Here is a 26050-nt window from a genome sequence, read left to right as displayed (position 1 = left end):
CGGGTTCATACCGGCAACAGCGCGTCGGGCTTGACGTCGCCGATCGAGGCATAGGTGTGCGTCTCCTTTACCCCCGGCAGCGGCAGGATGACTCGCTTCAGAAAATCCTGATAGGCGCCCATTTCCGAAATACGAGCCTTCACCAGATAGTCGAAGCCGCCGACGACCATGTGGCATTCCAGAACCTCGGGCGCCCTGATCACGGCCTCGGCGAAGCGATCGAAAATATGAGGTGCAGTGTGGTCGAGCCGCACCTCGATGAACACGAGGGTGCCGCGGCCGATCTTTCGCGGATCGAGCACGGCCCTGACCGCGGTGATGAAGCCCTCACGAAACAGTCGCTTCACCCGCTGGCTGGCGCCGGTTGGCGAAAGGCCGACTCGGGCTGCGAGATCGAGAGTCGTGCGCCGCCCGTCCTCCTGCAGCAGCCGAAGGAGGCTGCGGTCGATATTGTCGAGATCGCCTTCTTCAGGATTCACACCAAAAACGCCTTTAGTTGGTGAATCTCACTTAAGTCTTGCGAAAACAGCGTATTTCATCTCGGTTTTTTCGGCAATAGCCTGTGCTTTACCAAGCGAAGCCGAGCCCGTTTCTGCTTCGTCCGGCGAGAAGACAGGCAGGTGCGAAGATGGCACGGGACCGCAATACGAGGCTGGCGATCATCGCGGGCTTGGCCATGATCGGCATCTACGCCGTGCAATTTGTTGCCGCCCGCTTCAGTCTCAGGCAACATCTGACGTCGACCGATCTGGCAACGCTGCGTTTCGTCGGCGCCGGCATGGTCTTGCTGCCGATCGCCTGTCGAAGCGGCATGGCAGCGATGCAGTTGTTGGGTTGGAAGCGCGCCCTGGCGCTTGCGACACTGGCCGGATTGCCATATCCGATCATCATCAATTGGGGGCTGACCTATGCGCCTGCCGCGCATGGCGCTGCGCTCTGTCCGGCGTCGATTGTCTTCTTCTCGTTCCTGCTGTCGCAAATCGCGACCACCGACAAAGCCTCGCGCCAACGAACCATCGGCGTCGTTGGGATCATTGCCGGCCTGATGCTGTTCATTTCGCCGGCGCATGCAGGCTTCGGCATGACGGACGTGTTCTTCGGCGATCTCTTGTTCATCGGATCTGGTGCGATGTTTGCCAGCTACGCCGTGCTCGTGCGGCGATGGCGCGTCGATCCGGTGACGGCGACCGCCAGCGTCGTGCTTCTGTCATGCCTGCCGCTGCCGCTTGTCTACCTATTTGCGCCGACCGGCCTTCATGCAGCGCCGGCCGCCGAAATCGCCAGCCAGATCGTCATCCAGGGATTTCTGGCAGGCGCGGCCGCCATGTTTCTCTACACCTTTATCGTCCGGCAGTTGGGATCGCAGGCAGCATCGCTGTTCATGCCCTGCGTGCCGATCGTGGCCGTCATCGTCGGCGTAGCCGTGCTCGGTGAGACGCCGACAAACGTCCAGTTCGCTGCCATCGCAATCATGGCGGCAGGCATGGCATTGTCAGCTTTCGCCAAACCCATGGCCAAAGCCGCCCTGCCGTGAGGCGCCGCGAGCGGCAAGCGGTGGAACAAACCCGTCCAGCCAATCACGGCGTTCCCGAAGCGCTAGATTCAGGCGCCGGCGCAAACAGTTCGGTAAGCCTCGCCGGCCCGCCCTTCAGAACGTTCAGGTCGACATCGCCGTCGATGCCGTCGACACGGCCCTTGTCGAGGTATTGCCAATAGACCCATTCGTCTTCGTTCAGCGGCCCCCGCAGGGAGCGCAGCCAGCGCTGGCGAACCGCGATATGAGCGGCATAGGTCGGCGCCATCTCGTCGGTGATGTAGATGATGGCCGGCTTGCCATAGGCTGTCTCGACCGGGCCCAGGAATGCAAGGAGTTCGGCGTTCAGCTCGGCGGGCGAAGGGCGTCGCGGACAATTGCCGTGGAACTCGATGTCGACCACCGGCGGCAAAAGTTGCTCGCCGCGCGGCACGACCGAGATGAAGTTCTTGGCCTGGTCGGCGCCCGGGCGGCAGAAGGTGAAGAAATGATAGGCGCCGACGGCGAGGCCCGCCGCGCGGGCCTGGCGCAAATTTTCGGCAAAAGTATCGTCGACGTGGTCGCCGCCCTCGGTCGCCTTGATGATGGCGAAGGCGACATCGTCGGCCGCGACGCGCGGCCAGTCGATCCTGCCCTGGTGATGCGAGACGTCGATGCCCCTTATGGGGAATTCGCCGCGATCCGGCGGGAAAGCGCGGGGCCGGAAAAAACCCTCCGCCCAGATGGCAAGCGCCAGAGAGACGAAAGCCAGGGCCACGACGATCAAGCGGTTCCTCAAGCCCTGGCTCCCCCTGCCCGCCTTGCCTGGATATTGCCGATTCGTGTTCACGCAATTCTGGATGGAAAACCGATGCAGACTTTTCCTGGAATTGCTTTACCCGCGCTCCTTGAGGAGCCGTCCCTTCTCGCGCGACCAGTCGCGCTGCTTTTCCGTCTCGCGCTTGTCGTGCAGCTTCTTACCGCGGGCGATAGCCAGCAAGAGCTTGGCGCGGCCGCGATCGTTGAAATAAATTTTCAGCGGCACCAGCGTCATGCCTTCGCGCTCGACGCTCTGCGAGAGCTTCGCCATCTCGCGCTTGCTGACGAGCAGCTTGCGGCGCCGGCGCGGCTCATGGTTGAAGCGGTTGGCCTGCAGGTATTCCGGCAAATAGGAATTGATCAGCCAGATTTCGCCGCCTTCGGCCGAGGCGTAGCTCTCCTGGATGTTGGCCTGGCCCTGGCGCAGCGACTTGACCTCGGTGCCGGTCAGCACCAGGCCGGTCTCGATCGTGTCGAGCACCTCGTAGGAAAAGCGCGCCTTGCGGTTTTCGGCGACCGTCCTGTTGTTGGGATCGGCTTTCTTGACTTGATTCATAATGCGGAGAGGTGGCGCCTCATCCCTAATTTATCAAGCCGGCATGCTTCAGCGCGGCGTCGAGCTTCTCGGCGGTCGAAGCTTCGACCGTCACCAGCGGCGAACGGACCACGTTCTCGACCTTGCCCAGCTTCGACAGCGCATATTTGGCGCCGGACACGCCCGGCTCCGTGAAGATCGCCTTGTGCAGCGGCAGCAAGCGATCCTGCAGGTCGAGCGCCTTGGCGCTGTCGCCCGAAAGGGTCGCCTCCTGGAACTCGGCGCAAAGGCGCGGCGCGACATTCGAGGTCACCGAAATACAGCCGACGCCGCCATGCGCGTTGAAGCCAAGCGCGGAGGCATCCTCGCCGGAGAGCTGGATGAAATCCTTGCCGCAGGTCATGCGCTGCTCGGACACGCGCTCGACCTTGCCGGTCGCATCCTTGACGCCGACAATGTTCTTGAAGTCGTGGCGCAGCCTGCCCATCGTCTCCGGCGTCATGTCGATCACCGAGCGCGGCGGGATGTTGTAGATGATGATCGGCAGCTTGGTCGCCCGGGCGACAGCGGCGAAATGCTCGTAAAGGCCGCGCTGGGTCGGCTTGTTGTAGTAAGGCGTGACGACAAGGGCGGCGTCAGCGCCTGCCTTTTCGGCATATTGCACCAGACCGACGGCTTCCTCGGTGTTGTTGGAGCCGGCGCCGGCCACCACCGGAACCCTGCCCTTGGCAACCTCGATGCAGACCTTCACGACATGGCGATGCTCGTCATGCGAAAGCGTCGGCGACTCGCCGGTGGTGCCGACCGGAACGAGGCCCTTGGTGCCCTCGGCGATCTGCCATTCGACAAAAGCGCGAAAGGCTTTCTCGTCGAAACGCCCGCTCTTTTCGAACGGTGTGACGAGCGCGGTCAGCGAGCCTCTCAGCATATTGTCCAAACTCCTTGGAACTTTGTCGGGTTTATTTGCGCGCCTTCTAACCGAAAGCGAAGCCGCGCACCATAGTCTCGACATGGTTCAGCGGCAAGCATCGCCATAGTGCCAGCAGGGGGGCAATTCGAACGGCCTCGATAACCTTTTGTTTACGCGCCTTTCACGAGCTAAGTCTAGGCTCGGGAACGGGCCTTCGAGATCCCTGCCTGCTGACAGTGTGCCAGGATAGAATAATGCCGACGAGGCGGCCTCATCTCTTCGCGCTTCTTGGCGCGGTCGTCGCGCTGATGCCGGGGATGGCGATCGGCGGCAGCGTAGACGTGCGTATGACGGCGGCGATCCCCGTCCCCGAGGCGCTGCAGGCCCCAGGCGAGACGCCGCCCTCCCCAACCGGCATCGCCCAATTGAAGAGCGGCCTCGACGCGCTGGCTGCCAATAACATCGCCGGCGCCCGCAATGCGCGCGACACGCTGCCCGCCACCTCGCTCGACCGGCATATCCTGGCCTGGGCGATCGCGCTCTATGGCGGCGACCAGGTGCCGAGCGGCGAGATCGCCGATGCGGCCAAGATGCTGCCCGGATGGCCGGGCACGATCGCGCTGCGCAAGAACAGCGAGCGCGCGCTCTATCGCGAGAATCCGCCGCCGCAGGTCGTGGTGCAGGCCTTCGGCCGCAGCCAGCCGCTGACGCCTGAAGGCGTGATGATCCTCGCTCGCTCGCAGGTGGCGCTGGGCAATGCCGCGGCGGCGCGCGCGGTGCTGGTGCCCTTCTGGCGCACAGAGAGGCTGGAGGCGAAGGACGAAACCGCCATCATCAAGGAATTCGGCGCGCTGATCCCGGCGGCCGACCACCGCTACCGCATGGAGCGCATGTTCTATGCCGAGCGGCCATCCTCGGCGCTGCGTGTCGCCGGTCTTGCCGGAGCACAACAGCTGGCCGACGCGTGGGCGGCCGCCGACAAGGGCGACAAAAACGCCGCGAAGTTGTTGAAGGCTGTGCCCGCGGCGCAGCGTTCGGCCGGCTATTTCTTCGCCGAGGCCGAATATCTGCGCAAGCAGCAGAAGTTTGCCGATGCCGCGGCGGTTCTGATGAAGGCGCCGACCGACCGAGATGCGCTGGTCGATCCCGACGCCTGGTGGGTGGAGCGGCGAGTCCTTTCGCGCGAACTGGTCGACCAGGGCGACATGAAGACCGCCTACAAGATCGCTTCCATGCACGCGGCCGAAAGCCCGGCCAGCGCCACCGAAGCCGAGTTCCATGCCGGCTGGTATGCGTTGCGCGGCCTGAACGATCCGGCAACGGCCGCCTCGCATTTTTCACACATCGCCGAGCTCGCCCAAGGGCCGGTGTCGCTGTCGCGCGCCTATTACTGGCTCGGCCGTGCCGCGGAAGTCGGCGGTCCGGGCAGCGCCAAGGACTATTTCACGCGAGCAGCCAGCTATGGCACCACCTTCTATGGCCAGCTCGCCGGCGAGCGCGTGGGCCTCAGGACCCTGAACATCGTCTATCCGAAACCGAGCGCCGCGGACCGCCAAAGCTTCGAGGGCCGCGAAGCGGTGAGCGCGATCAAGCGGCTGCAGGAAGCAGGCTATGACCGCTACGCCGAAACGCTTTACCGCGATCTTGCGGGGCAACTGACCAGTCCGGGCGAGCTTGCGCTGCTGGCGGTACTCGCTGAAAAGCAGGACAATCATTTCATGGCGCTCAAGGTCGGCAAGATCGCCGCGCAGCGCGGCATCGATGTCGGCGCGCTGTCGCATCCGCTCGGCGTCATCCCCGATTCGGCCAATATCTCGGGCTCCGGCAAGGCGCTCGCCTATGCCATCGCCCGCCAGGAAAGCGAGTTCAATATCGGCGCGATTTCCAGCGCCGGCGCGCGCGGCCTTCTGCAATTGATGCCGGGCACCGCCAAGCAACTTGCGAAGAAGGCCGGCATGGCCTTCTCGCAGGCGCGGCTGACGACCGACGCCGGCTACAACGCGACGCTTGGTTCAGCCTTCCTCGGCGAGCAGCTCGACCGCTTCAACGGCTCCTACGTGCTGACCTTCGCCGGCTACAATGCCGGCCCCAACCGCGCCGCCCAGTGGGTGGCGAAATACGGCGACCCGCGCGGCAAGGACGTGGACGCCGTCGTCGACTGGATCGAGCGGATTCCCTACACGGAAACAAGAAGTTACGTACAGCGCGTGATGGAGAATTACGAGGTCTACAAGATGCGCATTTCAGGGAAGTACGACATCGTCGGAGATCTGGTGAACGGGCGGAGTTGAGGAAGCCTCAGTGTGATTGCCTTGTTGTGAAGGCAGAGCGCTCAACTTCGTTCGATCGAGTTCCCGCCCACCCCCCTCTGGCCTGCCGGCCATCTCCCCCGCAAGGGGGGAGATCGGATTTCACTTCGGTTTTCGCCAATCTCCCGTGTCGCAGAAAGAGCGCCGAGGCCAAAACTGCCAATCTCCCCCCCTTGCGGGGGAGATGTCCGGCAGGACAGAGGGGGGCGCTGTCCCGCCGGCGTGTCAAGATTGCCTAACGTGCCCCTTTCCAAGATTTGACCGCGACCGCCCGCGCCTGTAGCTGTCGGTCACCTCAGCGAGGAGCAGTATTGCGATGCCAAACGACGAGGGCTTTTCCGATTTCTTCTACGCCGCACCCGATGGGCTGAAACTCCATGCCCGGGTCTATGGCCAGACAAACACCGACGCTTGGCCGGTCGTGTGCCTGCCCGGGCTCACGCGCAATGCCCGCGACTTCCATGAGCTCGCGCTCCACCTTTCGAGCAACCCAAGGAGACCGCGCAAGGTCGTCGCTTTCGACTATCGCGGGCGCGGACAGTCGGACTACGACCCGGATATCAGTCAATACAATGTCGGCGCCGAAGCCGGCGACGTGCTCGCTGGCTTGTCGGAGCTGGGTATCGAAGAGGCTGCCTTCATCGGCACGTCTCGCGGCGGGCTGATTATCCATGTGCTCGGCGCGCTGAAGCCGGCCGTGTTGAAGGCCATCGTCCTCAACGACATCGGCCCGGTAATAGAGGCGGAGGGCCTGGCCCATATCCGCTCCTATCTCGATCGCGCGTCGAAACCGAAGACTTTCGCCGAAGCGGTCGAAGCGCAGCGGCGCGTGCACGGCGCCGGCTTTCCGGCGCTCACCGATGCCGACTGGGCGCGGATGGTTGGCGCCATCTGCCGCGATACGGATGCCGGACTGGTGCCCGATTTCGACCCAGCCCTGGTCGATACGGTGGCCGGCGTCGACTTCAGCAAGCCGCTGCCGGATTTGTGGCCGCAATTCGACGCACTTGCCACCGTGCCGATGCTCGCCGTTCGCGGCGGCAATTCGACACTGTTGTCCGCCGTGACGCTCGAGGAGATGGGAAGGCGCCATCCCGGCATGGAGACGATCACGGTCGAAGGCCAGGGACACGCCCCCTTCCTGGAAACCGCCAATCTGCCGCAAGGGATTGCGGGTTTCCTCGATCGCGCCGAAGGGAAGTCAAATTAAAGTAAAGCCCGAGACTAACTCAGCCCCGGGCTTGTCGGTGAAATATAGATTCCTCGGGACGTGGCGCGTGCCTATTTGCCCTTCGAGCTCTTGCGACGCGCCTTCGCCGGCTCCGATCCGCTCTCCTTGCGAGCGGCTTTGGCCGCAAACGGCGCGGTCAACGGCGACGCAAACACCGAGCTCTCCTCCGAGCGCGGCGCCTCGTCAGCACGCGGTTTCTCGAGCACGACGACGCAACCATCGAGGTCGTTCGTGGCGAGATGCGCGTAACGCATGGTCATCGACAGCGTCTGGTGGCCAAGCCACATCTGCACGCGCCGGATGTCGATGCCGCCCTGGACGAGCCGCGAAGCGCAGGTGTGGCGCAGGATGTGCGGCACCACCTGCTCATCGGCACCGAGACCGACCTCGGTTTTCGCCTCGTTCCAGATGGCGCGGTACTGCGCCTGGGTAAGCTTGGTGAACGGACCCCTCGGCCGACGTCCTTCCGTGGTCGGCGGCAGCTTGATCACCTCCTTGACCCGTTCGGTCATCGGGATGGTGCGGCTGCGGCCCGACTTTGTGATCCAGAAGCTGACGCGATGTTCCTGGATGTCGTTCCAGATCAGGCCGAGCGCCTCGCCGAGACGGCAGCCGGTATCGACCAGGAAGACGGAAAGTCTATAAGCATCCTCGCTGCGGCTCTTGATGGCGGCGAACAGCCTTGCTTCTTCGTCCCTTTCGAGGAAACGAATCCGCCCCGCCCGCTCCTTCTGGCGGCGGAACTCGGGCAGGCTGTGGATATCTCCCACCTTATAAGCCTTGCGCAGCAGCTTGCTGAGTGCAGCCATCTTGCGATTGATGGTTGCGTTGCTGTTCCCGCGCTGGCGCAAGGCACCGATAAGATTGTCCAGGGTGTTCTGGTCAAAGGTGCTGAAACGCTCTCCCAGAAGGATCTCGTCTATTTCACCGATGAAAGAGCTGACATTGTATTTATGCCGCCCATCATCCCAGAGTATGTCCCGGTACGCCGCAAAGAGTTCCCCGATCCTGTACGATTTTACTTCTCTGATCTTGTTGTAGGTGTACCTAAACTTCGAATTCTGAGAAGAAAATACCGCAAAGTGACCAGAGGCCCCCCCCTCTTGAATCGCTTCGTTCGTCATTTTTTACCCACACCCCCGAGCGGATAGGCGACACCTACCCGCTTGGACGTGTCCTTTCAAGAGTTTTTGTCCGACAAATCGATCTCATCCCGCCAGTGCGGATCCTACGAAACCGTTCGCAGACTTCAGCTACCAGTACCCCCTTCTCTTTCTTCGTTTGCCCACGCCCAATCGCGAAAAAAACGGCCCAGGCTTTTAACGCCCGGGCCGGATTTCACTTGTTGCAGTCCAGCCCTTAGAACGAGCGCTGGAAGCGGAGGAGACCGCCGACGCTGTCCTTCTTATTGGCGTTGGTCCAGTTAACGAACGCGGGGCCATCGCCGAAGTGACCGAAGTGATCCCAGTCGACTTCGGCCGTGACCGTCAGACCCGGAACGATGTCGTAAGCGATGTTCGCTGCGACGCCATAGTTCTTGTCATCGTCAACGGAGGCCTGCAGGTTGAACGAGGTCTTCTCGTTGAACTTGTAGGTGCCACCGCCCCAGACAGCCCAGTTGCCGCCCCACTGCTTGTAGAAGTTACGCGGGACATTGTCGTCCGAACCGTAGCCGGCCATGATGAACAACGAGATCGCGTCGGTAGCGTTCACATCCAAGCGAACCTTGCCGCTCCACTCTTCCCAAGTGCTGTCGTAAGCGACGACGCCGGTGATCGCGCCCCAGCCCTGCGTGTACTTCACGCCACCGACCACGAACGGCACGTAGCTGTCGATCGAATCGTTGCCAAGTCCGTTCGTGTAAGTATTGCCCGAGCCTTCTTCCAGCGAGGCCACTGCCGAGAAGCCGTTGCCGGCGTCGAAGTAGTACTGGACGACGTTGGTATCGAAACCGCCATAGGGCACGATGGTGTCCTGGATGACGTTGCCGGCGTAGCCGATGAAGGTGTTGAAGGCAGATTCGTCCTTACCGACGCGGAGGCCACCGAGCTGGATCCAGGCGAAGTTCAGGGAGGTGCCCTTGTTGAAAGCGTCGTTACCGAAATCGGCAGCGGTGCTGACGCCGTAACCGTTCCTGTTGCCGAAGTTCCAGCGAGTCTCGGTGTAGGTCTTCAACGTGCCGAGCTCGGTTTCCTGGTTGGTCCAGGTCTTCAGCGTGAAGCGGGCGTTCTTGTAGAAGGTACCCTGAGCTTTGCCAGTCTGCTGATCGAAGGTGCGCGCGCCATCGAACGAGCCGACGTCGCCGACGCCGATGTCGTAGCGAACATAGCCGCCGATGCGCAGGCAGGTCTCGGTGCCGGGGATATAGAAGTAGCCCGAGCCGTACACGTCGCAGATCTTGACGTATTCAGCCGGTTCCGGCTCGGCGACGGTCACCGCGTCGGCGGCGCGGGCGCCCGAAACTGCGATCAGGGCCGCAGCTGAGCCGAGAAGAAGGCTCTTGATGTTCATTTTCTGACCTCCAGTCAGAATCGAGAGTGGAGGTCGCTGAAAAATTAGCTCACGCCGCTGTTTTTCTTTTCATTTCAATTGGATAGGTCTTAGAATTGTCATTCAGGCCGTGCCGGCCAAAAAACGCTTGTTCGCGAAAGCCTTGCCCGATCCGCTCTTGAAATATCGCTCGAGTTGCCGTGCGTTGGCCTCGGTTTCACCCGCGATGTAGGCCTTTAAGGTTACGGGCAGATGCGCCTTGGTCGAAGTCACATAACCTGATCGATGCGATTCGAAACGTCGTCGGAGGTCATTGGTCGATCCGACATAGACGTCGCCGTTATGCAGCTGCAGGAAATAGACGTACCACATGGTCCTCCTACGCTACTTCGTAGCTTCGGGCGACACCCTACGCCCTGATGGCCTCGGGTGGCCTGCCACCCGAAGCCCGCAGGGCGTAGGGTGGCGGAGAGGATGGGATTCGAACCCACGAGAAGCTTTTGACCTCTACTCCCTTAGCAGGGGAGCGCCTTCGACCACTCGGCCACCTCTCCGTCGCGCCGCTGGATAAAGAAAAGCGCCGGCACAATCAACAAGCCGGCGTCAGAATCGCTGAAAAAACAGCAGACCAGCCCCACCTGGCTCCGCATGAGGCGATTCTGCGGCGACAACTGGGGGGACGACTCGCCTCTGCGCCGCATTTGAGTCCAGCCATCGCCGGATTCGGCCGGATTTCACGGCCACGCTGCCCCTAATGGTTAACAAGAGCTTTCGGAGTGAGGCCAAATCGTGTCATTTGTGCAACAACGTCCGGCGATAGCGTCCGGACAGGGCTTCTGCCGATACGATCGTGGTTGAACGCTGCCGCCGCCTGGGTAAAGGTCACGTTCGAAGGAGCGGCGCGGTGCGCATCTTTTTCGGTAAGTGGGGATGGGGCAGGGAACGCTGTCCTTCAGCAAAAAATACCCAGACCCGTTTTTTAACTTTTGACTGGAGGTCAGAAAATGAACATCAAGAGCCTTCTTCTCGGCTCAGCTGCGGCCCTGATCGCAGTTTCCGGCGCCCGCGCCGCCGACGCGGTGACCGTCGCCGAGCCGGAACCGGCTGAATACGTCAAGATCTGCGACGTGTACGGCTCGGGCTACTTCTATATCCCCGGCACCGAAACCTGCCTGCGCATCGGCGGCTATGTCCGCTACGACATCGGCGTTGGCGACGTCGGCTCGTTCGACGGCGCACGGTCCTTCGACCATCAGGACGGCGACGACCAGGCCACCTGGTACAAGAACGCCCGCTTCACGCTGAAGACCTGGACCGGCCAGGAAACCGAGCTCGGCACGTTGAAGACCTATACCGAGACCCGCTTCAACTTCGGCAACCGCAACAACTACGGCCAGGTCAGCACCACCACGGATACTGCCGGCGTTGCGACCACGCACCTGCTCGGCAACCCCGCCGGCAACAAGGGCGTCTCGCTGAACTTCGCCTGGATCCAGCTCGGTGGCCTGCGCGTCGGTAAGGATGAATCGGCCTTCGATACGTTCATCGGCTACGCCGGCAACGTCATCCAGGATACGATCGTTCCCTACGGTGATTTCGACACCAACGTCGTCCAGTACTACTTCGACGCCGGCAACGGCTTCTCCGCGGTCGTCTCGCTCGAAGAAGGTTCGGGCGTTGTCGGCACGATCGACAGCTACGTTCCGCATGTCGTCGGCGGCGTGAAGTGGACGCAGGGCTGGGGCGCCATCACCGGCGTCGTTGCTTACGACAGCAACTACGAGCAAGTCACTGGCAAGGTCCGGTTGGACGTCACCGTCAATGACGCGATCTCGCTGTTCGGCATGTTCGGCTACGGCAACGATGGCGATCTGAACGACGACGCCGCCAATGCTATCGACGCTCATGGTCGCGGCTTCTACAAGCAGTGGGGCGGCAACTGGGCCTGGTGGGCCGGCGGCACCTACAAGTTCAACGAGAAGACCTCGTTCAACCTCCAGGTGTCGGGTGACGACGACAAGAACTATGGCCTTGCGGCGAACGTTGCCTATGACATCGTCCCCGGCTTCACGGTCACGGCCGAAGTTGACTGGGATCACTACGGCAACTTCGACACCCCGACCCTCTACGGCAACTGGACCAACGCCAACAAGAAGAACAGCGTCGGCGGTCTCCTCCGCTTCCAGCGCTCGTTCTAACAGGCGCAGCCTGATTGAAATCGAACCCGGCGGGCAACCGCCGGGTTTTTTGCTGGCCTCACAGCTCCTTGCTCCGCCCCCCAAGCATGACGAACTGACAGGCGCTTCGTCCAATCTTCACGCGAGCGATTTTGCCGACGGAAGCAGCCGGCAGCCGGTGTCTCAGCGAAAGGCGCGAGTATGGAAATTGGCTAGATAGGCCCGGGGAAGCCGGCTAGCCAGGAAAACTACTGGTCAAACGTCAGCGAGATCGCCCAATGACTCGATCAGTGGTTGGATTTCGCTTTCGTAATTCTTCCAACGCTTGACAGACGACTTGTAAATCGGCTGGCGAACCTGCCAACGGCTGAAAGTATTTACCGACCCATCCCGGTCAAAAAAGCGCAGGCAGGCGTCGTCCCAAGGCAGCCCGAGATAATCTATCAAGCGGCGCGATTGCTCTTCTTGATTTTCAATCAATGTCTCATACCGGTTTTCGAAAATGCGGCCCGGGAGGACCTTGCTCCAGTGCCGCATCAGGCGATCGTATTCCCTGTAGTAGAGCCCAAGAGTCTGAAGATCGCCGCTGTAGCTGTGCGCTTCACTGAATTGCAGGACGAAACAGGAGATGCAATTGTCTATGGCATCGCGGCGACAATGAATGATGCGCGCGTTGGGAAAGAGAATGCCGACAAGGCCGACCAGCTCGAAATTATGGGGCATCTTGTCGACGATTCGGAGCGCGCGCGGAGCACGCTCGCGCAGATAGGCAAGATGCTCCGCTGCCAGCGTCTTGGTCAGTTCGGGAGTAATCGTCGCGACCGATTTGCCGAGGTTTGCGTCGAGGCTGTCCTTGAGGCCTATCGCATTTGCCATTCGTCTAAGCTTGCTGAGTTCGCCGGCGCCATGAACATCAGGATGGCTGGCGCAGATCTGCTCTGTCAGCGTCGTGCCTGAGCGAGGCATGCCGACGACGAACACAGGCACCTCAGACGGATCGCCATAAGCGGCCATCGACGCCACCAGTTCGGGCGTGAAGGTCTCGATCATGGCATCGACCCAGCGACGGTAGCTTCCCAGATCGAATTTTTGGTCCCTGGCTTGATTGCCTTTCTTGAAGTGGTCCATCGCCTCCTTGTAGCGACGGAGGTCGTTGAGTACCTTGCCGGCGGCGGAATGGAGCTCTGCCGCCCCCTCCGATCCATGGTCCGTTTCTCGAAGCTCGGTTAGGATTGCCGCAAGTTCCGGCGGCTCTTCCGTGAATTTGCGCGTGTGCACAAGCGCATTGTAGGCAGCCGGCAGCGCGATGCGCCGATCTATCGCCTCTTTCAGATGAACCGCGGCTGCATCCATACGACCGAGGCTTGCAAGCGCGCGAGGCAACCCCAACCGGGCCACAGGATGATCTCGGTCGATCTTGAGCGCCTTCTCAAAGAGCGGCAGCGCCATTTCTCCCTTGTCAAATGCTCTGTAGGCATTGCCCAAGGCGCAAAGCGCCTCCACCAGATCCGGCTTCAAGGCCAAGGCCTGCTGAAAGTGCCTGATTGCCGGCGTAAACTCGCTGAGCTTCAGGTAGGTCTCACCGAGGCTAAGGTGGTAGTAAGGATTTTGCGGCTCCTCTGCGACCGCACGGGCAAAGTACCGCAAGGCCTTCTCGTTATCGTATCCGATGCCGAGGGTTCCCAGGATGTAAAAAGCCAGCGGATGGTTTGGCGTTCTTGCCAGAACCTTGAGACAAAGTTCCTCGGCCTCCGGCAATTGCTCGGCTTTCTGAAGCTCGAGCGCCTGCCTCAGCAGTAGGTCGTCGGCCTGATTACGGGGCGGGCTCGCCTTCGGCTGGGCTTTGGGTGCTACAACTTTCGGCGATACCGCCCTCGCCGAGGGCTGCGTCTTGAGGTGCTTTGCCCAGGCGGGCGGCAATCGGTTGCTCATCCTGCCTCGCTAGCAAAAGCGGCAGGCAGAATCCAGCGATACCTCGTCCGCATCGAACTCCGACGTCGACAACAGGCGTCCGCCGCTGCGTTCACCAGACCCATGCAAGCAGCAAACCGCCAGAACCCAAAGGCTGGGGTGCCGATCAAGCTAGGCCATCTCACCCTGTCAACCAACTTGCACCCACACCTCGCCCACGCTAGCAAGAAGACCCTTTCTCAACCGAGCCCTTTGCCATGCGCCAGCGCCCTCCCCTTATGCCGATCGTCGGCGCGCTTCCCACCACGGTGCCGTTCGTCGGGCCGGAGGCGCAGGAGCGCGAGCGCGGGCGGCCGTTCCGCGCCCGCATCGGCGCCAATGAAAGCAGCTTCGGGCCCTCGCCGCGCGTCATCGCCCGCATGGAGAGCGTCGCCCGCGACCAGTGGATGTATTGCGACCCCGACAATTTCGACCTGAAGGCCGCGGCGGCCGCTCACCATGGAGTGAGCATCGAGAACGTAGTGGTGGGCGAAGGCATTGACGGGCTGCTCGGTCTCGTTGCGCGCATGTATGTCGCGCCGGGCGATGCGGTGGTGACCTCGCTCGGCGCCTATCCCACCTTCAACTTCCATATCGCAGGCGTCGGCGGCCGCCTGGTGACGGTTCCCTACGCCAACGACAAGGAAGACCTCGAGGGGCTTCTCGCAGCAGTGGTCAGGGAAAAGGCGCCGCTCGTCTATCTCTCCAATCCGGACAATCCGATGGGAAGCTGGTGGGAGGCATCCGAGGTCATTCGCTTTATCGAAGCGCTGCCGGAAACCACAATGCTGGTGCTGGACGAGGCCTATGGCGAGTTAGGGCCGGCCTCGGCGCTGCCGCCGATCGATATCGCGCGGCCGAACGTCGTGCGCATGCGCACCTTTTCCAAGGCTTATGGACTGGCCGGCATTCGCTGCGGCTATGCGGTGGCGGAACAGGAAGTGATCCGCGATTTCGAGAAGATCCGCAACCACTACGGCGTCAGCCGCATGGCGCAGATCGCCGGCCTCGAAGCGCTCGCCGACCAGGACTATCTGAAATCGGTGGTGGCGCGCGTGGCGGCCGGGCGCCGCCGCATTGCGGCCATCGCCGAGGAAAACGGCCTGAAGCCACTGCTCTCTGCCACGAATTTCGTCACCATCGATTGCGGCCGCGACGGCGCCTTCGCGCTGAAGGTGATGCAGGCGCTGCTCTCGCGCGATGTCTTCATCCGCAAGCCGATGGCGCCACGGCTCGACCGCTGCATTCGGGTCAGCGTCGGCCTCGACCATGAGCTCGACATCTTCGCCGAGGAATTGCCGGGCGCGCTGGCGGCGGCGCGTAATTAGAGGCGCGTCGAAGCCGCCAATCTCCCCCCTTGGGGCAAGGCAATCGCCTATGGCAGTGCCAGCCCCCCACTCCGGCCGCTGCGCGGCCACCTCTCCCCCATGTTCATGGGGGAGAGGAAACCCAAGCTTTTCAAGGCCGCGACCTTGGCGGTTGGCGTTTCCTCTCCCCCCACGAATGTGGGGAGAGAGGTGGCTCGGCGAAGCCGAGACGCAGTGGGGGAGCGCCATATGCGATTGCCTTGCCCCTTGGGGGGAGTTTGGCTGTCACCTTTGCTTTCGCCAATATGCAACGTTGCATTTGCCAGGTCCTGCACCAGATTCGCTTGAGGGACGGAGAACGCCATGGCCGAGCGGAAAAGAGTCGTGCGGGCGCGCATAAGCGGCATGGTGCAAGGCGTCAGCTACCGGGTGTGGACGCACCGCGAAGCCATGCGTCTTGGCGTGACGGGCTGGGTGCGCAACGAGGCCGACGGCTCGGTCACGGCGCTCATCGCCGGCGCCGATGCCGCGGTCGACGCCATGATCGACCGCCTTTGGCAGGGCCCGCGGGGCGCGCTGGTCTCAGCCGTGGAGGTCGAGGAGGCAGCTGACGACGCGCCTGCAGATTTCAGGATTGTCGACTAGGCCAGCGTAAGCCGCTTCCGAGATATCGCGGCGCTCTTGAATTAATTGAACGTTCGTTTTATTAATGCCTTCCTAGAGGCGAACATGGCACGCACCACAGGTTCCGACGGCGAAAAAACCGAGGCGGCAGTCCGCGAGGCGGCGGTCAGCCTGATCGCGCGTCTCGGCTACGAGGCGATGTCGATGCGCCAGCTGGCGGCCAAAGTCGGTGTCCAGGCCGCGGCGCTCTACCGTTATTTCCCGACCAAGGAAGACCTGCTGTTCACGCTGATGCGCGAGCATATGGAAGGCCTGCTCAAGGCCTGGGACAGGACGCGGCCGGCGAGTGACGATCCGGCCGCCCGGCTCGCCGCCTATGTCGAGAACCACATCGCCTTTCATATCGCGCGGCGCCACGCCACCCATGTCTCCAACATGGAATTGCGCAGCCTGTCGCCTGAGCGGCTGACGCGGATCCTCAAGCTGCGCACGGCCTATGAGAAGGAACTGCGCGCGATCCTGCGCGACGGCGCGGAGGCAGGCATCTTCGAGATCGACGATGTCGGGCTCACCGCCATGGCGCTGATCCAGATGATGACCGGCGTCATCGTCTGGTTCCGGCCGGGCGAGCGGCTCTCGATCGCCGAAGTCACCACCACATATCTTTCCATGACAATGCGGCTCGTCGGCGCGAAGATCGACACCTTCAGCGTCGCGCGTCCAGTCCGGCGCGCAAGGGACGCTGTGGCACTTTGATTTCGCGCATGATCCTTTCCGAAATCGAAGTCGATTTTCGGGGTCATGCGCAGGGAGGAAGGCATGTACACCAATACGCTGAACTTCGGGCTTGACGCCGATATCGAGGCGCTGCGCGATACGGTGAGGCGCTTCGCCCAGGACAGGATCGCGCCGATCGCGGCCGACATCGACCGTTCCAACGAGTTCCCGGCGCATCTATGGGCCGAGCTCGGCGCGCTCGGCCTGCTCGGCATCACCGCCGATCCGGATTTCGGCGGCAGCGGCATGGGCTATCTCGCGCATGTCGTGGCGATGGAAGAGATTTCGCGCGCTTCCGCCTCGGTCGGCCTTTCCTACGGCGCGCATTCCAATCTCTGCGTCAACCAGATCAACCGCTGGGCGACCCCGGCGCAGAAGGAAAAGTACCTGCCCCCGCTCTGCAGCGGCGAAAGCGTTGGCGCGCTGGCGATGTCGGAACCAGGCGCCGGCTCCGACGTGGTGTCGTTGCGCCTGCGCGCCGAAAAGCGCAACGACCGCTACGTGCTCAACGGCTCGAAAATGTGGATCACCAACGGGCCGGACGCCGAGACGCTGGTGGTCTATGCCAAGACCGATCCGGAGCGCCAGTCGCGCGGCATCACCGCCTTCATCATCGAAAAATCCTTTGCCGGTTTTTCGGTGGCGCAGAAACTCGACAAGCTCGGCATGCGCGGGTCCAATACCGGCGAGCTCGTGTTCGAGAATGTCGAGGTGCCGTTCGAGAACGTGTTGCACGAGGAAGGACGCGGCGTCGAGGTGCTGATGTCGGGCCTCGATTATGAACGCGCGGTGCTTTCCGGCGGGCCGATCGGGCTGATGGCGGCTTGTCTCGACGTTGCAGTGCCTTACGTGCACGAGCGCAAGCAGTTCGGCCAACCGATCGGCAGTTTTCAGCTGGTGCAGGGCAAGCTTGCCGACATGTATGCCACGATGAACGCCGCGCGCGCCTATGTCTATGCGGTGGCCGCGGCCTGCGATCGCGGCGAGACGACGCGCAAGGACGCCGCCGGCTGCGTGCTGTTCGCTGCAGAGAAGGCAACGCAGATGGCGCTCGACGCCATCCAGCTGCTTGGCGGCAATGGCTATATCAACGACTATCCGACGGGGCGGCTTTTGCGCGACGCCAAGCTCTACGAGATCGGCGCCGGCACCAGCGAGATCCGCCGCTGGCTGATCGGCCGCGAGATCATGGCGGAGGGGGTTAGCTCCTTGGCGCAGAAGCTTTGACAGGTGCATCATGGTGATGCTGCCAGATCGAATATCGATGAGATTTGCCGAGGCCTTCGGAAGGCCTCGGCAAATCTCAGACCCTGTAAAGGCTCGTTCAAACGGTGGTGCGCAGCGCAAGCTTGTCCAAGTAGGGTTTCTGCGGATCAACACCACGTTCCTTGCAAACGGCAAGATAGTCGTCGACGCTGTCGTGGAACGCCTTCACCAGTTCCTCGGCAGTCTCGGCCTCGAACGTAATAATGTCTCGAATGCCAAGGATGCGGCCATGGAACACCATGTCTTCTTCGTCGAACTCGATCGAGCCGGGGTATCCCTTGTAAAGCTTCATTCCCGTATCGCCCGATGAAGATTTGATAGCAGAATACGATATCGTTCCGGATTTATCGATGGCTACGCTAACCTCCCAAATCTCCCCCGCCTCCGACACCTTCCGCGCCAATGCCGAGCGCATGCGCTCGCTGGTCGCCGATATCGCCGAGAAGGCGGCAAGCGTCGAGCGCGGCGGCTCGGATGAGGCGCGCGAGCGCCACCAGAGCCGCGGCAAGCTGTTGCCGCGCGAGCGGCTGGCGCAACTGCTGGACACCGGCTCGCCCTTCCTCGAGGTCGGCCAGTTCGCGGCATGGTCGATGTATGGCGAGGACATTCCGTCGGCGGGCATCATCACCGGCATCGGCCGCGTCGAAGGCAGGGAGGTGATGGTCGTCGTCAACGACGCCACGGTGAAGGGCGGCACCTATTATCCCGTGACGGTCAAGAAGCATCTGCGCGCGCAGGAGATCGCGCTGCAGAACAATCTTCCTTGCGTCTACCTCGTCGACAGCGGCGGTGCCAACCTGCCCAACCAGGACGAGGTCTTTCCGGACCGCGAGCATTTCGGCCGCATCTTCTACAACCAGGCCAACATGTCGGCGGCAGGCATCCCGCAGATCGCCTGCGTCATGGGTTCCTGCACGGCGGGCGGCGCCTATGTGCCTGCAATGTCGGACGAGACGATCATGGTGCGCAGCCAGGCGACCATCTTCCTCGGCGGCCCGCCGCTGGTGAAGGCCGCCACCGGCGAGGATGTCAGCGCCGAGGAGCTCGGCGGCGCCGATGTCCACACCAGGCTTTCCGGCGTCGCCGACCATTACGCCATGGACGACGAACATGCTTTAGCCATTTGCCGGCGCATCATCAGGAACCTCAATCGGAAAAAGGCTGTAAGCCTGAACCTGCAGAAACCTGTAGCGCCGCTTCACGACCCGCATGAACTCTACGGCATCGTGCCGACGGACCTGCGCCAGCCCTATGATGTGCGCGAGGTGATCGCCCGTCTCGTCGACGGTTCCGAGTTCGACGAGTTCAAGCAGAATTACGGCACCACTTTGGTCACCGGCTTTGCCCACCTGCACGGCATGCCGGTCGGCATCCTCGGCAACAATGGCGTGCTCTTCTCGGAAAGCGCGTTGAAGGGTGCGCATTTCATCGAGCTCTGCTGCCAGCGCGGCATTCCACTGATTTTCCTGCAGAACATCACCGGCTTCATGGTCGGGCGGAAGTACGAGGCCGGCGGTATCGCCAAGGACGGCGCCAAGCTGGTCACGGCGGTCGCCACGGCACGCGTGCCCAAGCTTACCGTCATCATCGGCGGCTCGTTCGGCGCCGGCAACTACGGCATGTGCGGCCGCGCCTATTCACCCCGCTTCCTGTGGATGTGGCCGAACGCGCGCATCTCGGTGATGGGCGGCGAGCAGGCGGCGACCGTGCTCGCCATGGTCAAGCGCGAGGGCATCGAGCGCAAGGGCGGGCAATGGAGCGCCGAGGAGGAAGCGAAGTTCCGCAAGCCGATCCTGATGAAATACGAGCATGAGGGCCACCCGCTCTATTCCTCGGCAAGGCTCTGGGACGACGGCATCATCGATCCGGCAAAGACGCGCGAGGTGCTGGCGCTGAGCCTCTCGGCGGCGCTCAATGCGGGGATCGAAGAGACGAAGTTCGGCGTGTTCAGGATGTGACGATGGGCGATCTCGGCGACAGGATCCGCATTCACACCGGCGACATTACCAAGCTCGCGGTCGATGCCATCGTCAATGCCGCCAACTCCTCGCTGCTCGGCGGCGGTGGTGTCGACGGCGCCATCCACCGCGCCGCCGGGCCAGAACTGGTCGCCGAATGCCGGACGCTGAACGGCTGCAGCACCGGCGACGCCAAGCTGACCAAGGGCTATCGCCTGCCGGCGCGCTACGTCATCCACACCGTCGGGCCGGTCTGGCAAGGGGGCGACAAGGGCGAGGCCAAGCTGCTCGCCTCCTGCTACCGGCGGTCGCTCGAAATCGCCCGCGACCATGACTGCAAGACAGTTGCTTTTCCGGCGATCTCGACCGGCGTCTATCGCTTTCCGAAGGACGAGGCGACGGAGATCGCTGTTGCAAACGTAAGCGACTTCCTGCGGCAGAATACAGTGCCTGATGCGGTTACTTTCTGCTGCTTCGACGAGCCGACGGCGGAGCTATATCGTGAGGTCGTTGCTGCCATTGGCGGAGCCTAAGCTGTATGAGCGATTCGAATAATTTGTCTGCCCTGACAGGCTGGCGAGACAGCGCCCCCCTCTGTCCTGCCGGACATCTCCCCCACTTGGGGGGAGATTGGCAGCTTCGCCGCTGCCGCTCATTTTCCAACGTTCGCGATTGGTGGAATCGACCGCGGCGCTCGATCTCCCCCCTGGTGGGGGAGATGTCCGGCAGGACAGAGGGGGGCGCGAAGGAACGCCGACCTCGCTCAAAGCATACTCTGGCTGCGGAGGCCCCATGTTCGCCAAGATCCTGATCGCCAATCGCGGCGAGATCGCCTGTCGCGTCATCCGCACCGCGCGCAAGCTCGGCGTGCGCACCGTCGCCGTCTATTCGGACGCCGATGCCCGCGCCCTGCATGTCGAGATGGCCGACGAGGCAGTGCATATCGGCCCCTCGCCCGTCGGCGAGAGCTATCTGCGCGGCGACAGGATCATAGCCGCGGCGCTCGCTACCGGCGCCGAAGCGGTTCATCCCGGCTATGGCTTCCTGTCGGAAAACCCTGATTTCGTCGATCAGGTGACAGCGGCCGGGCTGGTCTTCATCGGGCCGTCCGCCACCTCGATCCGCGCCATGGGGCTGAAGGACGCCGCCAAGCGGCTGATGGAAAAGGCCGGCGTTCCGGTGGTGCCTGGCTATCACGGCGAAGCGCAGGAGATCGTGCTGCTCGCGTCCAAGGCGCGCGAGATCGGCTACCCCGTGCTGATCAAGGCGCGCGCCGGCGGCGGCGGCAAGGGCATGCGGCGCGTCGACCACCCGGACGATTTCTCCGAGGCGCTATCGGGCGCGCGGCGCGAGGCCAAGGCCGCCTTCGGCGACGACCGCGTGCTGGTGGAAAAATATGTCGACAAGCCGCGCCATATCGAAGTCCAGGTGTTCGGCGACAATTTCGGCAATGCCGTGCATCTTTTCGAGCGCGACTGCTCGGCGCAGCGCCGCCACCAGAAGGTGATAGAGGAGGCGCCTGCGCCCGGCATGACACCGGCGCTGCGTAAGGCGATGACAGAGGCCGCGGTCAAGGCCGCCAAGGCGATCAGCTACTCCGGCGCCGGCACGATCGAGTTCATCGTCGACGCCTCCGAGGGGCTCAAGGCCGACCGCTTCTGGTTCATGGAGATGAACACCCGGCTGCAGGTCGAGCATCCCGTCACCGAGATGGTCACCGGCGTCGATCTGGTCGAGTGGCAGCTCCGTGTCGCCTCCGGCGAAAAACTGCCGAAGACGCAGGGCGAGATCGCGCTTGCCGGACACGCCTTCGAGGCACGCATCTACGCCGAGGACGCGGCCAAGGGTTTCCTGCCGGCGACAGGCACGCTGCATCATCTGAAGTTCCCCGACGCATCGCCCGAGGATGCCGCCATACGGATCGAAACCGGCGTGCGGGCCGGCGATGCCATCTCGCCGTTCTACGATCCGATGATCGCCAAGCTGGTGGTGCACGCCAAGGATAGAACCACTGGGCTCGGCGCGCTGCGCAAGGCGCTGGCCCGGACGGAAGTTGCGGGCTCGACCGTCAACACCGCCTTCCTCGCGGCGCTTGCGACCGATGCCGATTTCGCGGCGGGCGATGTCGACACCGGCCTGATCGGCCGGCATCAGGAGGCGCTGATCGCCCTGCCCGCGCCGAGCGATGAAGCCACCGCCGCGGCGGCGCTGGCGGCAACCGACGCGGGCGCGCCGGGCCCGGCCGCCGATCCATGGTCCTCGCTCGCGGGCTATGCGCATTTCCATACGCTCGCGCGCCGCACCCGGCTGCGTTTCGGCGAGGAGAACATACTCGCGCGGGTCTCGGCGCGGCCGGACGGCCGCTACCAGGTGGCGCTGGAGGCGCCGCATGATGCGATCAATTCGCATGATCTCAGGAATTTGCCGCGCACCGCGCGCTGGCCGGGCCATGTCACAGTGTTCGAAGGCGCGGTCGGCCATACTTTCGCGGTTCCCGACCCGCTCGCCAAGGCGGACGAAGCCGCTGCCGCCTCGGGGAGCCTGCGGGCGCCGATGCCGGGGCTGGTCAAGCTGGTGCGCGCGGCGGCGGGCGATGCCGTGATCAAGGGCCAGCCGCTCCTGATCCTCGAGGCGATGAAGATGGAGCACACCATCGCAGCACCTCATGACGGGGTGATCGCCGAGATCGCGGCTGAGGGCGCGCAGGTGAGCGACGGCACGGTATTGGTGCGCTTTGTCGAGGACGGCCAGGCATAAGTGCGTCGCGCTGAAACCGGTTCAGGCGACGCGCTTTTGGGCGACATGCATTAAAGAGAAAAATGGCCGGGACGAGCCCGGCCATTTCCGCTTGTCTGACAGAACCGATTACGGCTTGATCGGCGCGTATTTGCCGTCGTGCCACTGGTTGATGTCGTAGCTGGCGTTCTTCAGGTCGCCCTTCTCGTCGAAGATGACATCGCCGACGACGGTGCTGATCGGCTTGCCGTCTTTCAGCGCCTCGGCAACCTTGCCCGGATCGTCGGTGCCGGCGCGCTTGACGCCCTCGGCGACGGCCTGGATCACGGCATAGGAGAACAGCGTGAAGCCTTCCGGCGTGAAGCCGCCGGCCTTGATCTTGGCGACCGCGTCCTTCGCTTCCGGCTTCGCCTGCGGATCCGACGGGAAGACGAACATGGTGCCTTCACCGGCCGGGCCGGCGACCTGCCAGAATTCCGGCGTGGCGATCGAGTCCGGCATGATCAGCTGGAACTTGACGTTCTGCTCGGCAGCCTGGCGCAGGATGAGGCCGGCCTCGGGGTGATAGCCGCCGAAATAGACGACATCGGCCTTGAGCGACTTGAGCTTGGTGACCAGAGCCGAATAATCCTTCTCGCCGGCGTTGATGCCTTCATAGTCGACCTCCTTGAGGCCCCCGGCGTTCATCGTCGCCTTGACCACATCGGCAACGCCCTGACCGTAGGCGCTCTTGTCGTGCAGGACGACGACGTTCTTGCCGGCATATTTCTTGGCGATCCACGGGCCGATGAAGGCGCCCTGGGCGTCGTCACGCGTGTAGAGGCGCATGATCGTCGGCCAGCCGGACTTCGCCGCGGCGTCGGTCAGCACCGGGTTGGACGAGGCCGGGCTCATCATCAGCGTGCCGGATTCGGCATAGACGGCGGAAGCCGGAATGCTCGAACCCGAGCAGGCATGGCCATCGACGAATTTGACGCCGTTGGCGACGACGCGATTGGCGACCGACACCGCCTGCTTCGGATCGCACTGGTCATCCTCGATGTCGAGCTTGATCTTTGCGCCATTGACGCCACCGGACGCGTTGATGGCGTCGGCGGCGGCCTGCGCGCCCTGCTTAAACTGATCGCCGATCGTGGCGAGTTGACCGGTCATCGGGCCGACCACCGAAATGGTGATGTCGTCGGCGAAGGCAACCGATGCGCTCATCATCAGGCCCAATGCGGCCGCGCTCAAAATACCCAATCTTTTCATGACAATAGAACTCCTCCACTTGCGCGCGACCGCGCCGGCCACGCTTGTTCCTGAGAGCCGGGACAATTCCACCCTTCGCCGGAACTGTCGAGAGGACAATACATACCGCTTTGGTTCATTTCGGCGAGCATTTCTTGGGCCAAGCACGCAGTACCTCGGGGGAGATAAGCAAATGCAAAAGCCGCGCCGGCCTTGTCCCGGCCGGTCGCGGCTTTTGCAGTCGAGCTTCCCCAGCGCCCCGCGCGCCTGAACTCGCTCGCTTCCCTGTTTCTTGATGGACCATGATCTTATCCGAAAACCGGATTCCACTTTTCACTGCGTGGACCTTCGGTTCGGGATCATGGTCTGGCGCACGGCTTGGGTTCGTTGACCTGCCGCGTTCTTGGTCTTGTTGACCGGCCGTCTTGTCGCGACCTTGTCCCCTGAAGACTCTTACCCTTAGGCTCGCAAAATCAGTGCATCGTCATCCATTCGCGCGCTTCGCGCAGCGCCCTGGCGATATCGGCCTTCGACATCGTCGCCGACAGTTCCGAGCGCAGTTCGGCGGCGCGGGCCGAGCCCTTGATCGCGGCGATGTTGAACCATTTGTGGGCAGCGACGACGTCCGTCTCGCAATCGCGGCCGGTCGCATACATCATGCCCAGTTCGAAGAGAATGTCGGCCTGGGCAGTTGCCCCCATGGCGCCGAAGCCGGCTTCAAGCATTTCAAAACGTGCCATTTCAATCCCCTGTCTGCTCCCGAGAGCTGCCTCCTTCTGCCCCTTGAAGTCCCTTGGGCGGGCCGCTCTTTCGATGCTTTCGAGGATGACGGCTGGCTTTGAATCCGTCGTTAAATGGCTTGCTTAATTTGAAGAAAACAAAGCTAAAACAAGAGGTAAACGCGAAAAACTGTTAAGCATAGGAGCCCAGCAATTCAGCCGATTTGCGCAAAATTCGACGAAAATTTCAAACGACGGAATCAAGACTTCGCTAACCACGGAAACCGAAGTCTTTTTCGCCACCTGTTCATTTTCAGCGATCCGCGCGGCCAAAATCCTTGCAACCTTCCGTGGCGGCACCGCTTTCGTTTTGGCGGCGGCTGGATTAGCTTTACGTTTGCGTAAGGGACAGACAGGCGGAACGAGGCCCGCCGGAACCCTAAAGGGAGGACAAGCATGTTTCGAAAAGCGAGCCTGGCCCTGGCGGCCACCTTGGTCATGGCGGGCGCCGCATGGGCCGACCCGATCGAGGGCAATTGGAAGACGCAGGCCGGATCGACGGCGGCGATCGCGGGCAGCGACGCGTTTTCCATCACGCTCAAGTCCGGCAAATATGCCGGCAAGACGATCGGCTCCTTCAAGGCGGCCGGCGACAACAAGTACACCGGCACAATAACGGACCCGGAAACCGACAAGACCTATTCCGGCAAGGCGACGCTTTCCGGCACCTCGCTCAAGATGAGCGGCTGCGTGCTGGGCGGACTGATCTGCAAGAGCCAGACCTGGCACAAGCTCTGATCGCTGCGCAGATGACGACGTGAAACGGGGCCCGGCGGCCCCGTTTTCTTTGAGCGCTGCTTCGAAGCGCATTGCCGAGCACGGCAGTCCCCGGCACCCGGCCGGATCAAAAACCACATCAACCAATTTGAACGGTAGATGAATAGCGGTCTCAGAACCGGTTCAGAGGCATTCGGGCATTCTCCTCGCCATTGAAGGAGAGACCAATGCTTGTCCGCCGCTTCACCATCGTCTGCCTGCTGATGAGCCTGTTCGGCATGTTCTTCGCCATCCTGGTGGCCGAAGCCGGCCGTCCGGCCCGCTCATCGGGAATGGCCGACACCTGCCGGCTGGACTGCATGAACCATTTCGACCGCTGAAACGACCAATACTCGAAACCGGAACGACCACCATGAATCGCATCGCCACCTCCACCCTCAAGGCTCTTCGCCTCCTGCCGCGGGCGATGCTTATCCTGATGCTGCTTGCCGCCCCTGTGCTGGCGGTGCCGATGATGCGCGCCGACGCCGGTTCGGTCATCGAGGCGCCGACGCCGAAGAAGGCAGGCATCGGCTTTGTGCTGCTGGTCAGTCTGCAGCGCGGGTAAGGTGTGCTGATATTCAGGTGAGGCCGGTCTGCAAATGGCGGCTCCCTGCGCTTCCGGTGCTCACGTACTTCAAGTACGCTCCGCTCCGGCCTACGCCGGCCGAAGCCCTCATCAG

The 26050-nt window shown here is 62.6% G+C and carries 25 protein-coding genes and 1 tRNA gene; 14 read left to right on the top strand and 12 right to left on the bottom strand.

From position 1 onward, the window contains the following. Nucleotides 1-5 precede the first annotated feature (5 nt). Nucleotides 6-479: an Lrp/AsnC family transcriptional regulator gene (locus tag RFN30_RS02590; protein ID WP_320260565.1), complete on the bottom strand. Its 474-nt coding sequence runs from the start codon at nt 477-479 to the stop codon at nt 6-8. 149 nt (nt 480-628) lie between these two features. On the opposite strand from RFN30_RS02590, the gene RFN30_RS02585 reads away from it, so the two are divergent. Further along, complete coding sequence (locus tag RFN30_RS02585) at nt 629-1534, top strand: DMT family transporter (protein ID WP_320260564.1); 906 nt, start codon at nt 629-631, stop codon at nt 1532-1534. A gap of 43 nt (nt 1535-1577) precedes the next feature. On the opposite strand, the gene RFN30_RS02580 is transcribed toward RFN30_RS02585, so the two are convergent. From RFN30_RS02580 to dapA, 3 genes are all read right to left on the bottom strand, one after another. Then, nucleotides 1578-2312 (bottom strand): glycoside hydrolase family 25 protein, encoded by a 735-nt coding sequence (locus tag RFN30_RS02580; RefSeq protein ID WP_320260563.1) that lies wholly within the window; start codon nt 2310-2312, stop codon nt 1578-1580. Between the two features lie 96 nt (nt 2313-2408). After that, nucleotides 2409-2888: an SsrA-binding protein SmpB gene (gene smpB / locus RFN30_RS02575; RefSeq protein WP_041002108.1), complete on the bottom strand. Its 480-nt coding sequence runs from the start codon at nt 2886-2888 to the stop codon at nt 2409-2411. A 25-nt stretch (nt 2889-2913) separates the two neighbouring features. Beyond that, the gene (gene dapA / locus RFN30_RS02570) at nt 2914-3795 is read right to left on the bottom strand and encodes a 4-hydroxy-tetrahydrodipicolinate synthase (protein WP_320260562.1); all 882 of its coding nucleotides are present in this window, start codon (nt 3793-3795) and stop codon (nt 2914-2916) included. A 236-nt stretch (nt 3796-4031) separates the two neighbouring features. Between dapA and RFN30_RS02565 the strand changes: the two genes are divergently transcribed. Continuing rightward, nucleotides 4032-6068: a lytic transglycosylase domain-containing protein gene (locus tag RFN30_RS02565; protein WP_320260561.1), complete on the top strand. Its 2037-nt coding sequence runs from the start codon at nt 4032-4034 to the stop codon at nt 6066-6068. Between the two features lie 334 nt (nt 6069-6402). Further along, nucleotides 6403-7296 carry an alpha/beta fold hydrolase gene (locus tag RFN30_RS02560; RefSeq protein WP_320260560.1) on the top strand — a complete coding sequence of 298 codons (894 nt, stop codon included), beginning with the start codon at nt 6403-6405 and terminating at the stop codon, nt 7294-7296. A gap of 71 nt (nt 7297-7367) precedes the next feature. Here the strand turns inward: RFN30_RS02560 and RFN30_RS02555 are convergent, their stop codons facing one another. From RFN30_RS02555 to RFN30_RS02540, 4 genes are all read right to left on the bottom strand, one after another. Then, nucleotides 7368-8441: a tyrosine-type recombinase/integrase gene (locus tag RFN30_RS02555; RefSeq protein WP_320260559.1), complete on the bottom strand. Its 1074-nt coding sequence runs from the start codon at nt 8439-8441 to the stop codon at nt 7368-7370. A 235-nt stretch (nt 8442-8676) separates the two neighbouring features. Then, the gene (locus RFN30_RS02550; RefSeq protein WP_320260558.1) at nt 8677-9828 is read right to left on the bottom strand and encodes a porin; all 1152 of its coding nucleotides are present in this window, start codon (nt 9826-9828) and stop codon (nt 8677-8679) included. Nucleotides 9829-9930: 102 nt separating this feature from the next. Further along, nucleotides 9931-10179: a GIY-YIG nuclease family protein gene (locus tag RFN30_RS02545; RefSeq protein ID WP_320260557.1), complete on the bottom strand. Its 249-nt coding sequence runs from the start codon at nt 10177-10179 to the stop codon at nt 9931-9933. A 91-nt stretch (nt 10180-10270) separates the two neighbouring features. Next, nucleotides 10271-10361 (bottom strand) — tRNA-Ser (locus tag RFN30_RS02540). A 450-nt stretch (nt 10362-10811) separates the two neighbouring features. Here RFN30_RS02540 and RFN30_RS02535 point away from each other — a divergent pair. Next, the gene (locus tag RFN30_RS02535) at nt 10812-12005 is read left to right on the top strand and encodes a porin (RefSeq protein WP_320260556.1); all 1194 of its coding nucleotides are present in this window, start codon (nt 10812-10814) and stop codon (nt 12003-12005) included. A gap of 234 nt (nt 12006-12239) precedes the next feature. Here the strand turns inward: RFN30_RS02535 and RFN30_RS02530 are convergent, their stop codons facing one another. Further along, complete coding sequence (locus tag RFN30_RS02530; protein ID WP_320260555.1) at nt 12240-13916, bottom strand: tetratricopeptide repeat-containing sulfotransferase family protein; 1677 nt, start codon at nt 13914-13916, stop codon at nt 12240-12242. A 236-nt stretch (nt 13917-14152) separates the two neighbouring features. Between RFN30_RS02530 and RFN30_RS02525 the strand changes: the two genes are divergently transcribed. The 4 genes from RFN30_RS02525 (at nt 14153) to RFN30_RS02510 (ending at nt 17869) form a co-directional block, all read left to right on the top strand. Continuing rightward, a complete protein-coding gene (locus tag RFN30_RS02525) occupies nt 14153-15262 on the top strand; it encodes a pyridoxal phosphate-dependent aminotransferase (protein ID WP_320260554.1) in 1110 nt (369 codons plus the stop codon). A 342-nt stretch (nt 15263-15604) separates the two neighbouring features. Then, the gene (locus RFN30_RS02520) at nt 15605-15886 is read left to right on the top strand and encodes an acylphosphatase (RefSeq protein ID WP_320260553.1); all 282 of its coding nucleotides are present in this window, start codon (nt 15605-15607) and stop codon (nt 15884-15886) included. 84 nt (nt 15887-15970) lie between these two features. Next, nucleotides 15971-16621, top strand: a complete 651-nt coding sequence (locus tag RFN30_RS02515; protein WP_320260552.1) for a TetR/AcrR family transcriptional regulator — start codon at nt 15971-15973, stop codon at nt 16619-16621. A 63-nt stretch (nt 16622-16684) separates the two neighbouring features. Then, nucleotides 16685-17869 carry an isovaleryl-CoA dehydrogenase gene (locus RFN30_RS02510; RefSeq protein ID WP_320260551.1) on the top strand — a complete coding sequence of 395 codons (1185 nt, stop codon included), beginning with the start codon at nt 16685-16687 and terminating at the stop codon, nt 17867-17869. A gap of 97 nt (nt 17870-17966) precedes the next feature. Here RFN30_RS02510 and RFN30_RS02505 read toward each other — a convergent pair whose 3' ends face one another. Then, entirely contained in the window at nt 17967-18200 is a 234-nt protein-coding gene (locus tag RFN30_RS02505; protein ID WP_320260550.1) for a type II toxin-antitoxin system HicB family antitoxin, read from the bottom strand. A 58-nt stretch (nt 18201-18258) separates the two neighbouring features. Here RFN30_RS02505 and RFN30_RS02500 point away from each other — a divergent pair, with 58 nt between their 5' ends. The 3 genes from RFN30_RS02500 to RFN30_RS02490 all read left to right on the top strand — a co-directional run bounded on the left by RFN30_RS02500 (nt 18259) and on the right by RFN30_RS02490 (nt 22623). Continuing rightward, a complete protein-coding gene (locus RFN30_RS02500) occupies nt 18259-19866 on the top strand; it encodes a carboxyl transferase domain-containing protein (RefSeq protein ID WP_320260549.1) in 1608 nt (535 codons plus the stop codon). Between the two features lie 2 nt (nt 19867-19868). Further along, nucleotides 19869-20399 (top strand): O-acetyl-ADP-ribose deacetylase, encoded by a 531-nt coding sequence (locus RFN30_RS02495; protein WP_320260548.1) that lies wholly within the window; start codon nt 19869-19871, stop codon nt 20397-20399. Between the two features lie 259 nt (nt 20400-20658). Then, the gene (locus RFN30_RS02490; protein ID WP_320260547.1) at nt 20659-22623 is read left to right on the top strand and encodes an acetyl/propionyl/methylcrotonyl-CoA carboxylase subunit alpha; all 1965 of its coding nucleotides are present in this window, start codon (nt 20659-20661) and stop codon (nt 22621-22623) included. Nucleotides 22624-22731: 108 nt separating this feature from the next. Here the strand turns inward: RFN30_RS02490 and RFN30_RS02485 are convergent, their stop codons facing one another. Further along, entirely contained in the window at nt 22732-23853 is a 1122-nt protein-coding gene (locus RFN30_RS02485) for an ABC transporter substrate-binding protein (RefSeq protein WP_320260546.1), read from the bottom strand. A 452-nt stretch (nt 23854-24305) separates the two neighbouring features. After that, nucleotides 24306-24572 (bottom strand): SEL1-like repeat protein, encoded by a 267-nt coding sequence (locus RFN30_RS02480; RefSeq protein WP_192249109.1) that lies wholly within the window; start codon nt 24570-24572, stop codon nt 24306-24308. Between the two features lie 435 nt (nt 24573-25007). On the opposite strand from RFN30_RS02480, the gene RFN30_RS02475 reads away from it, so the two are divergent. The 3 genes from RFN30_RS02475 (at nt 25008) to RFN30_RS02465 (ending at nt 25935) form a co-directional block, all read left to right on the top strand. Beyond that, nucleotides 25008-25349, top strand: a complete 342-nt coding sequence (locus tag RFN30_RS02475; RefSeq protein WP_320260545.1) for a DUF2147 domain-containing protein — start codon at nt 25008-25010, stop codon at nt 25347-25349. A gap of 206 nt (nt 25350-25555) precedes the next feature. Next, complete coding sequence (locus tag RFN30_RS02470) at nt 25556-25708, top strand: hypothetical protein (protein WP_167483919.1); 153 nt, start codon at nt 25556-25558, stop codon at nt 25706-25708. A 32-nt stretch (nt 25709-25740) separates the two neighbouring features. Next, a complete protein-coding gene (locus tag RFN30_RS02465) occupies nt 25741-25935 on the top strand; it encodes a hypothetical protein (protein ID WP_320260544.1) in 195 nt (64 codons plus the stop codon). Nucleotides 25936-26050 lie beyond the last annotated feature (115 nt).

This window comes from Mesorhizobium dulcispinae, from assembly GCF_033977345.1.
GTDB lineage: Bacteria > Pseudomonadota > Alphaproteobacteria > Rhizobiales > Rhizobiaceae > Mesorhizobium > Mesorhizobium dulcispinae.
This window is presented reverse-complemented; position numbering and strand designations above follow the sequence as displayed.